The 15,586-nt window shown below is 45.3% G+C and carries 12 protein-coding genes; 3 read left to right on the top strand and 9 right to left on the bottom strand.

Annotated elements, in window-relative coordinates; all coding sequences use genetic code 11:
• Positions 1-7 precede the first annotated feature (7 nt).
• The 5 genes from Q3W13_RS05170 to Q3W13_RS05150 all read right to left on the bottom strand — a co-directional run bounded on the left by Q3W13_RS05170 (position 8) and on the right by Q3W13_RS05150 (position 8,127).
• Positions 8-445 (bottom strand): Rrf2 family transcriptional regulator, encoded by a 438-nt coding sequence (locus tag Q3W13_RS05170; protein WP_302861878.1) that lies wholly within the window; start codon positions 443-445, stop codon positions 8-10.
• Positions 446-538: 93 nt separating this feature from the next.
• The gene (locus tag Q3W13_RS05165; protein ID WP_302861876.1) at positions 539-1,972 is read right to left on the bottom strand and encodes a rubredoxin; all 1,434 of its coding nucleotides are present in this window, start codon (positions 1,970-1,972) and stop codon (positions 539-541) included.
• Positions 1,973-1,976: 4 nt separating this feature from the next.
• Complete coding sequence (locus tag Q3W13_RS05160) at positions 1,977-5,495, bottom strand: nitrate reductase (RefSeq protein WP_302861875.1); 3,519 nt, start codon at positions 5,493-5,495, stop codon at positions 1,977-1,979.
• 7 nt (positions 5,496-5,502) lie between these two features.
• Entirely contained in the window at positions 5,503-6,798 is a 1,296-nt protein-coding gene (locus Q3W13_RS05155) for an MFS transporter (protein ID WP_302861873.1), read from the bottom strand.
• A 6-nt stretch (positions 6,799-6,804) separates the two neighbouring features.
• A complete protein-coding gene (locus Q3W13_RS05150; protein WP_302861871.1) occupies positions 6,805-8,127 on the bottom strand; it encodes a hypothetical protein in 1,323 nt (440 codons plus the stop codon).
• 506 nt (positions 8,128-8,633) lie between these two features.
• Here Q3W13_RS05150 and Q3W13_RS05145 point away from each other — a divergent pair.
• Positions 8,634-9,320, top strand: coding sequence for a Crp/Fnr family transcriptional regulator (locus Q3W13_RS05145; protein ID WP_302861869.1), 687 nt, complete (start codon positions 8,634-8,636; stop codon positions 9,318-9,320).
• A 10-nt stretch (positions 9,321-9,330) separates the two neighbouring features.
• Here the strand turns inward: Q3W13_RS05145 and nirD are convergent, their stop codons facing one another.
• Both nirD and nirB read right to left on the bottom strand, forming a co-directional pair.
• Positions 9,331-9,684: a nitrite reductase small subunit NirD gene (nirD, locus tag Q3W13_RS05140; protein ID WP_302861868.1), complete on the bottom strand. Its 354-nt coding sequence runs from the start codon at positions 9,682-9,684 to the stop codon at positions 9,331-9,333.
• Between the two features lie 141 nt (positions 9,685-9,825).
• Entirely contained in the window at positions 9,826-12,315 is a 2,490-nt protein-coding gene (gene nirB / locus Q3W13_RS05135) for a nitrite reductase large subunit NirB (protein WP_302861866.1), read from the bottom strand.
• Between the two features lie 282 nt (positions 12,316-12,597).
• On the opposite strand from nirB, the gene cobA reads away from it, so the two are divergent.
• The gene (cobA, locus tag Q3W13_RS05130) at positions 12,598-13,359 is read left to right on the top strand and encodes a uroporphyrinogen-III C-methyltransferase (protein ID WP_302861865.1); all 762 of its coding nucleotides are present in this window, start codon (positions 12,598-12,600) and stop codon (positions 13,357-13,359) included.
• Positions 13,343-13,690: a hypothetical protein gene (locus Q3W13_RS05125; RefSeq protein ID WP_302861863.1), complete on the top strand. Its 348-nt coding sequence runs from the start codon at positions 13,343-13,345 to the stop codon at positions 13,688-13,690. Before cobA ends, Q3W13_RS05125 begins: the two co-directional genes overlap by 17 nt.
• 27 nt (positions 13,691-13,717) lie before the next feature.
• On the opposite strand, the gene Q3W13_RS05120 is transcribed toward Q3W13_RS05125, so the two are convergent.
• Both Q3W13_RS05120 and Q3W13_RS05115 read right to left on the bottom strand, forming a co-directional pair.
• Complete coding sequence (locus tag Q3W13_RS05120; protein ID WP_302861862.1) at positions 13,718-14,605, bottom strand: dienelactone hydrolase family protein; 888 nt, start codon at positions 14,603-14,605, stop codon at positions 13,718-13,720.
• A 139-nt stretch (positions 14,606-14,744) separates the two neighbouring features.
• Complete coding sequence (locus tag Q3W13_RS05115; protein ID WP_302861861.1) at positions 14,745-15,566, bottom strand: alpha/beta fold hydrolase; 822 nt, start codon at positions 15,564-15,566, stop codon at positions 14,745-14,747.
• Between the last annotated feature and the right edge of the window lie 20 nt (positions 15,567-15,586).

Here is a 15,586-nt window from a genome sequence, read left to right as displayed (position 1 = left end):
AATTTTTTTATTTCTTTAATGCATTGATGCCCAAAATCAGTTCCTGGTTAAACTTTCCAATTTTTGTTGTTTCTAGCAGTTCGTGTATTTCGCCGCGAATAATTTTAAACTGGCCATGCAGCGGGCATGGCTTTACTTCTGAACACTGTTTTAGTCCCAGCGCACAGCCTGTGAAAAGTGCATTGCCATCAACGGCTTCCACGATATCAGTTAGCGGACGTTTGAGCGCATCTGCGTCAAGATAAAACCCGCCGTTTGGGCCCTTCGCCGATTGGACTATACCCTTGCGACTCAAGTCCTGCAGTATTTTTGCTAAAAACGGCTCGGGCGAATCAATACCAGCCGCCACTTCTTTGATTCCCACCCGGCCGCCAGAAGCAGTTTTGTGGGCAATAAAAAAAACAGCCCTTATAGCATATTCGCATGTTTTTGAAAACACTCCCATTGCGCAACAAATATAAGATGATTTAATGAAATTAAAAGACTTTTTTATCTTTTATTTGAACTTATTCACCTTGCTTTCATGGAACAATCTGATTTATGCAAGTTTAATTAGAAAGTCTTCTTTCGGCGATTCACACACGGGACATACGTAACCCTCTATAGTTTCAAAGGCAACGCCTTTCGAAATTCCGTTCATTGTGTCGCCATATCGATCGTCATAAATGCTAAGGCAATTTTTACATTGGTACACCGGATGATGATTTCCATTATTACCAGCTTCAGAAGCCGGTTTGGGTACAATGGCGCTTTCTGTATCTTTAACAGTCATCGAGTAGTAATGTCTGCAAAGCTCTGCAAGATGATTTGCTAGGCAGCCCTCTTCCACGTTCTCTTTATATTGAGCAAAGTCTTTGGTGTTAGGATTGAAATCGCGTGTATGCTGGATAGCAAAACTGCCAGCCGACTGTTTCCTAATCACCACTGAACCAAGCAGCCCGGTCTGGGCTTGTGTTTTAATGGCGAAACTTAGCCTGTAAGTGCGCATGTCTGCGTCCTCAAATTCACGTACAAGTCTGTGTTTTAAATTCAGGCCTTCTTCGCATAGATCTTCTATCTGCCAGTTAAGCTCATTGGCTGCATGACGTACATTAAGACGGAATTTATCCAATATCTTCCCCCATTCTATACGGTTGTTTTGCTCGATCTCTTTTATAATGATTGATTTCCAGGGGGTGGTGTAAATTTGGCCAATCCTGGTCTTTATACATAAAGCACAGGCATCTTTCAAAAAATCAAGTGGAAACAATTCATTGCGCCGGTAAATTCCCAGCCAGTATTTATTATTGCCGTATTTATTAAAGCCTTCATAATAGGGTAAGTAAAAATCCGGCAGTTTAAGAGGTTCACTGCGTTGGGTAAGCGAAGTGGGTATTCTGGAACTGACCATTTTATAAAAAAACAGTTCATTAATTTTCGGAACATCAAAAAACAGTTCTTTATGGCTGAAAATCACATCTTCCGACGCTTTTGCCAGTAATGCAATATCGTCTGAATAAACCAGCGAAGGCCAGGTATAAAACTGGTTACTTTTGGGAAAACGGATATAAAAATGCCAGTAATTGCTTACTTCCGACGAGATAAAGTTGAGATTGCCGCTAAAAAAAGGAACAAAAGTTTGCTGCTGGTCAACCAGGTTTATTTTAAGCTTTGGCTGATAATTAAACAAGTCGAAGACATCGCGGTAAACGCCCTCTTTCAACCAGCCTTCATTGCTAAAAATAGTGTCGCACACATACGAGCTTATGATATTGGGATACGTATCGGCATCCAACTCATAACTTATTCCCATCCGCAGGATTTCCATCTCCAGGCCTTCAATTTCTTTAGCACTAATATTGATATACAACTGCTGGCGGTTACCAAATCGGATATGCTTCGCACCTGCGCTTTCGGCAATCAGCAGTATTTCATACAAATCGCCGGCAGAAACGTAGCCCCCTGTAAGATTTATCTTGATGATATGCTCCATATTTTTATTTCTGCGGAACCAGGACGTTTAACGCCCCCTCCAGTAATCGCTTCACTTCCGGCCGACAGGAGCCGCAACCTGTTCCGGCCCCGGTAGACGCGCAGAGGTCCTTCATATTATCACAGCCTTCCGCAATTTTTTTGTTGATATTCTCGCTCCCTATGTTATTGCAGCTGCAAACCAATTTCCCAAGCACCGGCTCGGCTTTGTTACCACTGCGCAGCAACTGCAGGCGCTTTTCGCTCAGCTCAATTTTATTAGCTATCAAGTGTCTGAACTCCAGGAATTCGCTTTTGTCGCCAACCAGAATTGCCCCTACCAGCCTGTCCTCTTGAACCATACATTTTTTATAATAACGACGGGCTTTATCTATAAAAATAATTTCTTCGTAGTTACCGTCCGCAGGGCATTCAGGTATACCGACGCTACACAGATCGAACCCATGTATTTTAATGATATTCATTGGCGTTGTACCTTTATAATAGCTGGCAATATCTCCATTCAGATATTTCGCTACTATTTCGGCCTGTTGTTCGGCTGCTGCGGTGAAGCCGTAAAGATTGCCTTCATGCTCGGCAATTTCGCCGATAGCATAAATATCAGGGTCGCTGGTTTGCATACGTTCGTTAACAATAACACCGCGCTTACAATCCAGCCCGCTATTTTTGGCAAGGCCAATATCAGGCGAGGTGCCGATAGCTATAATCATTGCATCGCAATCAATTTTGTGTCCGCTGCGTAAACCGATGCCGGTTAGTTTAGAGCGCCCATAGTAAAGCTGCACCTCGTCGTTAAAAAAAATATCACAGCCCTGGTCAGCCATTTCTTCACTCAATAGCTGGCTGCCCAACGCATCAAGTTGTTTGTTCAGGAACCTTGACGTCCGGTGAATAATCGTCACCCGTACACCCATCTCCCGAAGGGCTGCCGCCATCTCTAAGCCAAGCAAGCCACCGCCTACGATTACCACATGGCCACCCGCCGGTATGTGCTTTTTAAAATTGTCGGCATCAACCCGGCTGCGCATGGTAAATATACCCCCAAGCGCCGGAGCATTTTTCGGCAGAGAGGGGCGGCTGCCGGTAGCTAACACCAGGACATCATATGCATGTTTACGGCCACGCGAATCACTAACCTGCTTGTTGGTGCGATCAACCTCTTCAACGCTTACACCCCGCAGCAAACGGATATTGTAAGCAGGCTCTTCAGTGTCGTTCATTTTTACCAGCTGCTCCCAGCGCAATTCACCGCTGATATAATCTGGTAGCATCACACGATTATAAAATGGGAAATCCTCCTTGCTGAAAATAACAATTTCATCATCCGGGTTCAGCTCGCGGTACGACTTTACAAAGCCAAACGCCCCGGCCCCCGCTCCTACTATAATAATCCGCTGAAGAGGCTTTTTATATTTTCGAACATTAACCGCGCAATATTTAAAATCAGGTTCCTTCGATATCGGGTCGACGAGATCGTGGGTAACGTTGTTGGCGCGGTTAAGATCATTACCTAATATCTTGCCCCAGTGCATCGGCAAAAAAATAACGCCCTTTTTTATACCCGGTGTAATCTTTGCCTTCACACGCACTTCTCCCCTGGGTGAGTTGATAACCGTAATGTCACCATCATTGAGCTCTAACCCTTCTGCATCTCCGGGGTTTATTTCTACGAAAGCCTCCTTCAAATGCTGGTTCAATTTATTAACCTTGCCTGTTTTACTCATGGTATGCCACTGATCACGTATGCGACCGGTAGTGAGGACAAAAGGATAGTCAAGATTTGTCTTTTCGCTGGTTAGGGTATCCGGGACCGCATGGATTATCGCCTTTTGCGAATAAGTGTAAAATGTCTTCTCGGTAAATAAACGGGGCGTACCGGCTGCCCTGCCTTTCTTTTTATAAGGCCATTGCACCGAGCCTAGCTCTTTTATAGTCTCGTGGCTAAGGGCGCTGATGTCAATATTGGTTTTCGATGTCAGTCGTGCATGTTCTGCATATATCGCCGCAGCATTCTCGAAATCGAAGCCTTCATAGCCCATCTTTTGCGCAAAACGGCAGATAATCTCAGCATCTGGCAGGGCTTCACCCGGCGGTTCTATTATTTTGTTCAGGTAGCTGATGCGTCTTTCGGAATTTGTCATCGTACCATCCTTCTCTGCCCAGGCCGCTGCCGGGAGTATCACATCGGCAAAAGCCAGTGTTTCAGGCTTGCTGCTGATTTCCTGCACTACCACAAACTTTGCCTTTTTTAACGCTTGCTCAACCAGCCTGGCATTCGGCAAACTGGTAATTGGGTTGGTGCACAATATCCAGATAGCTTTTAACCGTCCGTCATCCAGCGCTTTAAACATTTCAGTCGCAGTAAGGCCGGGAGCAGGGTTGATAGCAGCGCCGCCCCAGAACTTTTGCACCTCCTCGCGGTGTTGCGGGTTATTCAAATCACGGTGAGCGGGCAGCAGATTTGCCAGTCCGCCTACTTCGCGGCCTCCCATGGCATTCGGCTGCCCCGTAAGTGACAATGGCCCCGAGCCAGGCTTGCCTATGTGCCCTGTTACCAGGTTAAGATTAATCAGGCTTAAATTTTTATTTACGCCGATAGCGCTTTGATTGAGGCCCATCGTCCACATCGATATAAACCCTTTTGCTTCGCCGACGTAAGCAGCGGCAAGCCGGATATCTTCTTCATTAAGACCGCATATTTTTGCGGCATCGCATACCGTGCGCTCAAAAACCAATGCACTGTACGCCTCAAAACCCGAAGTATGGCTACGGATAAAATCGCCGTCAATATCGCCGTTTTCAATCAATATCCTCCCGATAGCGTGATTCAAAGTAATGTCTGTTCCCGGATTAATCTGTAAATGCAAATCGGCTATTGAACAGCTGTCGGTCGCACGCGGGTCAACTATGATAATTTTTATATCTGGGTTAGCGGCTTTGTGTGCTTCAACCCGCCGCCATAAAATAGGATGGCACCAGGCCGGGTTAGCACCTGTCACGTAAAAGCAATCGGCCAGCTCAATGTCGTCATAGCAAAGCGGAACACTATCTTCGCCCAAAGCCATTTTATAGGCAGACACCGCACTGCTCATACAGAGGCGCGAATTAGTGTCGATATTATTGCTTCCGATAAAGCCCTTCATCAGCTTATTAATAACATAGTATTCCTCGGTAAGGCATTGGCCAGAAGCGTAAAAGGCCACGGAATTGGGGCCGTATTTATTGATAAAAGTTTTGAAAACGGCAGCGGCTCTATCCAGCGCGACATCCCAGCTTACCCTTTCCAGCGGCATGCTCCGGTTGTATCGCATTTGCGGGTGCAAAAGGCGGTCGCTGCGGTCGTTAACCGTATAATGCAGGTTCATCCCCTTACTGCAAAGCATTCCTTTATTCACTGGGTAGTCCTTGTTACCTTCCAGCGAAATGGCGCCATTTTTCTCCCTGCTAATAACAACGCCGCAGCCAACCCCGCAGTAGCAGCAGGTGGAAGTTAGCTTGTTGTTGGCATTTTTATTTACAGACATTATATAATTATGCTATGCTCCCGGCTATAGCAGGCCGGGTTTCTTCCTGTACAGCGGTATCTTTACGGAAACGGGTAACAAGTATGATGAGCGATACCATAATAACCGCATAACCGATGTAAGTGAACGCTTGTATGTAAGTAATGGATGATGATTTAAACAGGAAGCCAAACAGCATGCCCCCCAGGTTGCCGCCTGCACCTACAACACCTGCCACCAGGCCCACATTTTTTGTATCGACAAATGGAACGATGCCATAAGTAGCCCCGTTTGACATTTTAAGGAAGAGCGCGAACAACAGCATAAAAGCAATTGCAGATGCAAATGAGGCTGCATGTGCAAACATCAACAGGCCGCAGCCTTCCAGCAGCAGAACTCCGGCGAGCAATAGTCCCTTGCCACGCATGCCGAATTTACTACCCGCCTTATCTGATACTATGCCACCCAAAGCCCGGGCGAAAATATTCATGAAACCGAATACGCCTGCCCAGAACCCGGCGCTGCTCTGCGACAGGTGAAACGAATCGACAAAGTGCAGGGATGCAACATTATCAAAAGTAATTTCCATACCGAAGCACATGGCATAAGCCAAAGTAAGGGCCCAGATTCGCCAGTCGGCCAATACCGCCCAATTAGTCTTGGCTGATTTGGGTTTGATAAAACCAATCTCGTCGTAATTACCTTCGGGCGTATCTTTCGTATATTTAAAATACAAAAAGGCAATCGTCAGCATCAATACGCCCGGTACAATCATGGCGAATCTCCAGGCTTCGGCGCTGGTATAACCAAAGCCCACTATAGCTGCAAAAATCAGCGGCATCACCATATTGGTTACGCCCCCGCCCAGGTTGCCCCAGCCGCCCGTCACCGCGTTAGCTGTGCCCTTAATATTGGGGGCAAACATCATAGAGGTATGGAACTGGGTAATTACAAACGATGCCCCGATAACCCCGATAGCCAGCCGGAATAACAAAAAGGTAGTGTAATCATGCGCCAGCCCTACCAAAAAAACCGGTAAGGAGCCAACCAGCAGCAATCGCACCGCGGTTTTTCTTGGCCCCCAAATGTCACATAGCTTGCCTATAACCAGGCGGGCAATAATTGTGGAAGCTACTGAAGCGATGATAATATTACCTACCTGCGCCTTGGTTAAATGAAGCTCTGCGCGAATCGTCGGCATAAGCGGCGCGAGGCCGAACCAACCAAAGAAGCACACAAAAAACATAAACCAGGTGATATGAAAAGTGCGCATCTGTACGCCCTTCAGCGAAAATATATTGAGTTTGGTGAGTTGATTTTTCATAGCATGTTATTTACCAAAAGTGTAAAAGAAGGTAAGCCGGTAAACCAAAACATGGTCATTAGGCAGGTAGCCGCTTACGATTGAATTTCTCTGGTCGTGATAGCTGATGTACCACACGTTAGGCGAAAAGTGTATGGCTTTGGCCGGTATAAAGTCTAAACCGCCCGACAATGATTGTTCTTTGGTAAAGGGGCTGTAAGCCGGCAGGTTAGTATTTATGTTATAAGTATCCGCTGCAATAAAATCCTTGTCGGGGTTGTAGCTATCGTACCGCACGAAGAACCTTAACTTATCTTTATAAATGGCCCCATGAGCATAAACTGATATGGCATTTATGGTTGCATCTTCAGCCAGTTTTGTAGCCTTATTGGTTACGGCATTGGCTATTTTTTGCGTGTATGCCTCCACTCCGAATGTAAGTTTAGGTGTAGTGTAAGCAATAAACCCTTTCACCGTATTCCGGGCTTGCCCACCAACAGTGGCCGTGGCCGGTGCGGTTTTCATATAGTCGGCGTACAGGTCTATAACCAGTTTTTGATCGAAAAATTTAGCGTACACGTCCCCGTAAAATGCCTTATAAAATCCGGTATTGGCATTCGCCGCGGATAAAAGGCTGGACGACGTATTGTTCCCGATCAACACGTCGTAGCCAAAGTTCTTAGTGCCTGGATCGAATGTACCCTGCAAGCCGGCGCCAAAGTCCCATGGGTTATTCCGGTGAACATCAGCTACCGTTTTCTCTATGAAACGATAACCCCATATCTTCTCCGTAAGCAAAGGCCAGCCCGGCGTCCATTGGTTTCCGACAATAAGGTCCGTACCGTTCCATATATTTTTCCAGCGCAGGTTGATCAGTTTGATATAAAACGACATTTTGTTATCGGCAAGATTATCTCCTCCCGAAATGGCGGTACCCGCTGATGGATTGGTATTTGCCGATGGCTCAGAGGCCAGCAATAGTTCTACTGAAAATTTTTTGTTGATGTCGTAATCGTACCCTAAATAAATACGGCGAAACTGGAAGGCATTGCGGTATTTGGGCACACCGTTGTAATTCGTTTCAGCGCCGCGGTTGGCCGCATCAGCGTGTGCATTATAGTAAAAGTCGCCAAAGGCATATCCCCAGGGGCGCCGAACGGGCTTCCATGTGGTATCTGCTTCTTGTGGTTTGGAAGCGGCAGCGTTTTCCGTCGGAGGATGATCCGATTGCTTGCCGCCAGACGCTATTCCCGGCGTGGTTGTGCTTAGTGTTTGAGATAATGCCGAAAAAGACGACCCAAACAAGACAATAAGCACAACAATGCATTGATTTAATACATTTTTGTACATTTGATGTAGTTTTTTTATGTTAAAGCAAGAAAAACTGTTAGCCCTGCCTGGAGTGCGACCTCCGGGCGGGGATTTTTTTTATTTTCTATTTATATTTCAACCATAAGCGTTAAATTTTTATTCTTTGATATTTATTTCGATGACATTAATGTAAATATACCTTTATTAATGTTTTTTCGCAATAAAAAATCCTAAAACGACCAATTTTTATGATATATATTATATTTAAGTTATTTTTTACGAAAATTTAAATTTATTTTGAGACACAACTAACTTTAAATACGAGTTTTACATTTTATTTTAAGGACTTTTTTCAATAAAAAATTGATATTAAGTAGCATCACAATTAATAAACGTCGTTTTTTTACATTGAAAATGAAATAATTCAAAATGATGTAAAAAAAAATTAAAATCTTAGGAAATATTAGTTATTTACAATCACAAATTCGCATCTTGAATCAATTACATGTCGTTCAAAGTGTATTATTTACACAAATCCAAAAAAAATGAGGAAAAATATTTCGATTTGTGAGGCCGACAGCTGTTTTATGTGCCAAAATTGCCTGGAAGAATGGCGTCCGGCAATATTTTCCGGAAGAAAGAACCTCAAGCTTAAAAAAGGAGAAGTCCTTTTTAAAGAAGGTGAACCTGTTACCGGTGTGTACTTCGTTTACGCCGGCAGCATGAAGGTGTACAAGAAATGGAATGAAGACAAGGATTTAATTATACGTTTTGCAAAGGGTGGCGCGATGCTCGGCCACCGGGGATTAGGCAATAATTTCGTTTATCCCATATCTGCCGCAGCGCTCGAGCCAAGTACCGTTTGTTTTATTGATAATAAATTGTTCGAAGCTACACTTAAAACCAACAGTGGGTTTGCGAGTGAGTTATTGCACTTTTTCGCACAAGAGCTTTACGAGTCTGAAAAAAGGATGCGCAACCTGGTTCATATGCCCGTAAAAAGCAGAGTTGCTGACGCACTTCTTCATCTAAAAGAGCTATTCGGCGAAACTGAAGCCGGATTCATTAATACCAACCTCAGCCGGCAGGACCTTGCATCATTCGCCGGGGCGACCTACGAAACCGTCTTCCGCATGATCAATGAGCTGGTAAAAGAGAAACTGATCGCAGTATCGGGCAAAAGTATCGCCATAACCAATCTGCGTAAACTTGCAAAACTAGCCGGTCGGTAACAGCCGCTAATTAAGCAGCCACACCTATATAAACCCTCCCATCGTGAACTTTAACGGGGTAGGTTTTTATCCGGAAATCTTCCCCGCTCAGGCATTCGCCGGTCAGCAGCGAAAATGTTTTCTTATGAAACGGACAGGCTACCTTTGGCTCGCAAGCATGGCCGGTACTGCCTATCATGCCGCGCGACAAAACCATCTGCTGCTTATGCGGACATAGGTTTTGGGTTGCAAACCATTCGCCGCGACGCGAAAAGTTATAAATGGCGATTTGCTCATCGCCATGCTTAATACAGGCCCCACCGTTCTCAGGAATGTCATCGCTATAGCAAGCCATTATCCATTTTAAATCAACTAATGTTTCCATATGCTAAAAAATATTAAAATCTAAATCCGAAATATCAACCAATCGGTGTCGTTTATCCAGCGTCCAAATGTCCACCAGCTCCGTTAGGAGCAAAACATTGGCAGCAACACAAGCAAGGGGCTATCTACCATTGAACCCCCTCTACCACTTTGCCTTCAGTTGTTCGCGCATCGGCTCAAATTTCACCGTCGGATCTTTTTCCTGCGGCGCGTTAATAAAATGTGCAAAACGCTTTCGCAACTCCGGGCTATTAACCACCTCAGTCCACTCGCAATGGTAGCTGTTCACCAACGATTGCATTTCCTCTTCCAGCTGCGCGCCAATGCCAAGGCTATCATTTACAACTACGTTCTTAAGGTAACTTAGGCCGCCGTCCATTTTATTCAGCCATGTAGCGGTGCGGGCCAGGGGGTCGGCGGTCTTGATGTAAAACATCAGGAAACGGTCGAGGTATCTAACCAATGTTTCTTTGCTGATATCACCAGCCAGCAATTGCGCGTGTTGAGGCTTTGAGCCACCGTTGCCGCATACATAAAGATTCCAGCCTTTTTCAGTGGCGATAACACCAAAGTCTTTAGATTGCGCTTCGGCACATTCGCGAATACAGCCACTTACGCCGCCTTTTATTTTATGCGGAGCGCGGATACCTTTATACCGTTCCTCAATTTCAATGGCAAACGAAACGCTGTCATGCAAACCGAAACGGCACCACGTACTGCCTACACAACTTTTCACTGTTCGGAGTGCCTTACCATACGCGTGACCGCTTTCAAAACCTGCATCTACCAGCTCTTCCCATATCAGCGGCAGGTCGTTTAAGTGCGCGCCAAATAAGTCTATGCGCTGCCCGCCGGTTATTTTGGAATAAAGCCCATACTTCTTAGCAATCTGCCCCAATACGATTAATTTATCCGCAGTAATTTCGCCACCCGGCACACGCGGAACTACTGAGTAAGTGCCGCCTTTCTGGATGTTGGCCAGGAAACGGTCATTACTATCCTGTATGGTATCCTGCTTCACAATCACATCATTCCACAAGCTCGAAAGAATACTGGCTACCGCCGGTTTACAAACCTCGCAGCCGTCGCCTTTGCCGAAATGATCAAGCACCAGGTCGTAACTTTTTAGCTGATTTATTTTAACCAAATCATAAAGCTCCTGCCTGGAGTAGTCAAAATGTTCGCATATCACATTTTTAATATACCGGCCATTAGCCTTCATGGTTCCGGCAATCAGATCCTTCACCAGTGGAAGGCAGCCGCCGCAGCCAGTGCCCGCCCTGGTGCATTTTTTTATACCATCAATGGTATCGCAACCATCCTCAACCGCACTACAGATAGCCAGCTTAGTTACCGCTTCGCACGAGCAGATCAACGCATCGTCCGGAAGACTCAATACACCCACCCCCTCGCTTCCGCTTTCAACCCGCGGACCAAGCACCAGGTCGCCCGGATTGGGCGGCAACACCAATTTATTATTGACAGTCTGCAGCAACATGTTATATGCTTCGGCTTCTCCAATCAGGATTCCGCCGAGCAGGTATTTGCCATCATTGCTGATATTAATCCGCTTATAAACGCCTTTATGGGTATCCTCAAAAATAATCGTCCGGCAATCTGGTTCGGTTATAAATGCATCGCCAAAGCTGGCAACATCAATACCTATCAGCTTAAGCTTGGTGCTCATATCAAATCCATGGAATGATTTTTCTGTACCCATCAATTGCGATACAACAACATCAGCCATTTCGTAACCCGGGGCAACCAGGCCGTAAATCACATTTTCATACAGCGCACACTCGCCAATAGCAAAAATCGACGCATCGCTGGTCTGCATTTTTTCATTAACAATAATGCCGCCGCGCGTGCCTGTCTGCAGGCCCGCTAATTTGGCCAATTCGTCGCGCGGGCGGATACCGGCGCTTATTATAAGCATATCAACCGGCAGGTCGGTATCATCATTAAATTTTAAGGCCTCTATTTTGTGTTCACCCGCTATATGGGTAGTGGTTTTATTCAGGTGAACATTCAGCCCTAATTGTTTAAGTTTGGATTGCAGCATCAAACTGCCGGCAGAATCAATTTGGCGGGGCATTAACCGCGGGGCAAATTCAACTACGTGAGTTTCGCCGATACCGAGATCTATCAGCGCCTTGGCTGCCTCCAGGCCAAGAAGGCCGCCGCCCATCACGGCGCCCCTCTTTGCATTAACTGCGTAGGCCCTTATCAAGTCAAGATCTTCCAGGGTTCGGTACACAAACACACCCTCCTTTTCAACGCCGGGCAAGTCTGGCACAAAAGCCGACGAGCCGGTCGCCAGTACCAGGTAGTCATATTTTAGGCTTAGTCCTTTTAACGAATGAATTGTTTTTGCCGTCCTGTTGATTTCCTGTATTGGATCATCAAGATAGAGCTTGATGCGATTATCAGAATACCAGGCACCTGTCGAAAGCGAAAGGCCTTCTGCTGATTTACCTGCGAAGTATTCACTCAGGTGAACCCTGTCATACGCGCGGCGGGGCTCTTCGCCAAATACTATAATTTCGTAATCAGACGACCTGGCCACAAGTTTTTCACAAAATTTGTAGCCAACCATACCGTTGCCAACTACTATAATGGTCGGTTTCGACATATTTTTTTTAATTGTTAAAGCAATTATTAACTAAACGCATTCAAATTTGCGACCAGCCTGCATTTAGTATAACAATGTTCGGTATTTTTTTGGCTTTAATCAAAAAATGTCAATGATATTTAATCTAAATAGTTTATTTTTATAATTTCTATAATAAAAACATAAAATATTACTCATTTTTTGCGATAATTTTATGATTTAAATCATAATTGTTAGATAATTTTGGCAAAAAATTTCTATTTATAAATAATGTTGACATTTTTTTGATTTAATAACGATAAAATGAATGGAAAAGAAACGATTCCCGAATTATTCGTATTAGGTGCAGGTCCAGGCGATCCTGATTTGCTTACGATTAAAGGATATAAAGTATTGCAACAAGCGAATGTTGTACTATATGATAACCTGGCGAATAAAGAATTACTCGATATAGCCCCCGGAACTGCCGATAAAATATATGTAGGCAAACAGCCTTATGGAAAATATACCCCGCAGGAAGAAATTCTTGATATGATAAAGCATTTCTGCTTTAACAAGGGCAAGGTGGTACGACTTAAGGGAGGCGACCCGTTTATTTTCGGCAGGGGGTTTGAGGAGATCATTTTTGCACGGCAGCTGGGCATTAAAACCCATTTTATTCCAGGCATTACCAGCATGCAGGCTTGCGGGCTGGAAGATATCCCGCTTACACACCGCTCTATCAGCGAAGGCATTTGGATGCTGACCGGCACTAAAAAAGATGGATCCTTATCGGCCGATTTGCGGTTGGCCATGCAGAGCAACGCCACTGTAGTAATTTATATGGGCATGAAACAACTCGCTTCGATTGCTGAGACCTATATACGTGAAGGCAGGGGAGAAACTGCGGCGGCCATTATACAGCATGCATCGCTTAAACATCAAAAGTCAGCATCGGGGCTGGTTAAAAATCTGCCGGCAATAGCTGCTGATAATGGTTTAACTTATCCCGCCATTATTATTATCGGGAATGTAGTTGAGTTGAAAGATATTGTAAATATGGAAGCTTATGAAAGTGCGCATTAAAGGAAATTCGGTAAGATACAGGTTATCGATGCCGGACATAGCCAGGTTTGGGCAGGATGGCTATATAGAAGAGATAGTGGATTTTGGACCATCGCAATTGACTTATGCTTTGCAAAAAGGTAACGCGCCATCCCTATGGGCCGAATTCACAAATAACAAGATCACCATATTTATGCCCTCCAATTGGGTAGATGAGTGGATAGAAACAGACAAGGTTGGCTTCGGGCAAAAAGGCCCGCTTTACCTGCTGGTTGAAAAGGATTTTCAATGCATCGACAATGTTGCCGAAGACCAAAGCGATAACTATCCAAATCCCGGTTTGGTGTGCTAATTACTACTGATACATAAAGCGCCGCTTCTACTTCAGGTATTCTCTAAAAAAATCGATGGTACGCTTCCAGGCCAGTTCTGCCGCTGCTTTATCATAACGGGGCGTAGTGTTATTATGAAACCCGTGATTAGCATTTTCGTATATAAATGCCTGGTATTGCTTGTTATTAGCCTTTAGGGCGGCCTCGTATGCCGGCCAGCCGCCGGTGATACGGCTATCAAGCGCCGCGTAGTGGAGTAACAGGGGCGCTTTAATTTTAGGAACCTCATCGGCAGCAGGCTGGGCGCCATAAAACGGAACAGCTGCCGCCAGGTCCGGAACTCGCACCGCCATCATATTGGCAATACCACCGCCGTAGCAAAAGCCTACCACCCCAACCTTGCCGTTGCAGTCTTTATCATTTTTTAGGTAATTAAACGCGTCGATAAAATCCTGTTCCATTTCGCCCTTATCGCGCTTGGCCTGCATCTCGCGCCCGGCGTCATCATTACCAGGATAGCCGCCAAGCGGAGTAAGTGCATCCGGCGCGATAGTGATAAAACCTGCAAGAGCCGCCCGCCTGGCCACATCTTCTATGTAAGGGTTAAGCCCGCGATTTTCATGAACCACTACAATACCGCCTAATTTCCCTTTCGCATTTGCCGGTTTTGACAGTAGCGCTTTTATTTTGCCACCACCTTTCCGAGAGTCGTAATAAATATATTCAGATTTTAGCTGAGGATCGTCCGGGTTAACCTCAATATTACTTTTATAATCCGGCATTAAAAAGCTCATCAACGCCGGTACAGTCAGTCCCCCTACGGCATACAATGATAGCTTCTCTACAAACTGACGGCGGTTTACCCGGCTGTGCGCATAGTCGTCATAAAGGTCAAACACTTCCTGTTTGATGTCTTCTTTCCTGATTCCGCTCATATTAGATAGTTTTATTCAAATTTAAGGCTTAAAATGCAAGTGTTCACCAAAAAAAGCTTCAAAGACATCTAAACGAGGAACAAGTAATTATACAGCCTTAAATCTTTGATTCAAGGCTGTATAAGTTCAAACTTTGGGTTTAAGCTTTAATAAACGCCAATAGATCTTTATTAATGGTGGCAGCTTCAGTAGTAGGCATACCATGCGGAAAACCGGGGTATGATACAAGTGACCCGTTTTTAAGGAGCTTCACGGCCTTTAAGGCAGTAAGCGCAAACGGAACTATCTGGTCATCCTCGCCATGCATCACCAACACAGGTACATCTACGTTTTTGAGGTCTTCTGTAAAATCGGTTTCCGAAAAGGCTTTGATACAGTCGTAATGCGCCTTTATTCCTCCCATCATTCCCTGGCGCCACCAGTTGTCTCTAACTCCCTGCTTTATATTCGCTCCTTCGCGGTTATAACCGTAAAACGGAAGCGTAAAATCCTGGAAATATTGCTGCCTGTTGGTAGCGGTACCCTCGCGTATTTCATCAAAAACCGACATCGGGATGCCATCGGGATTACTCTCGGTTTGTAGCATTAACGGTGTAACGGCGCTTATCAGCACAGCTTTGGCCACACGCCCTTTTCCATGTTTTGCAACATAGCGAATAACTTCTCCGCCTCCCGTTGAGTGTCCGATATGTATTGCCTCTTTTAAGTCGAGCGCCTCAACAAGCTCAGCCACATCAGCAGCATAAGTGTCCATATCATTGCCAACCGCTGTCTGGCTGGACCTGCCGTGTCCGCGGCGGTCATGAGCTATCACCCGGTATCCCTGCTGCAGGAAAAACATCATTTGTCCATCCCAATCGTCGCCGGATAAAGGCCAGCCGTGATGAAAAACGATCGGTTGACCGGTTCCCCAATCTTTGTAATAAATTTCAGTTCCGTCTTTTACTTTAATTGTGCTCATTTTCGTTTGATTTTAGTGTG

The sequence above is a fragment of the Mucilaginibacter sp. L3T2-6 genome (genome assembly GCF_030519355.1).
Lineage (GTDB): Bacteria > Bacteroidota > Bacteroidia > Sphingobacteriales > Sphingobacteriaceae > Mucilaginibacter.
Note: the sequence above shows the minus strand (reverse complement) of the source record. Positions and strands in the feature narration are given on the sequence as shown.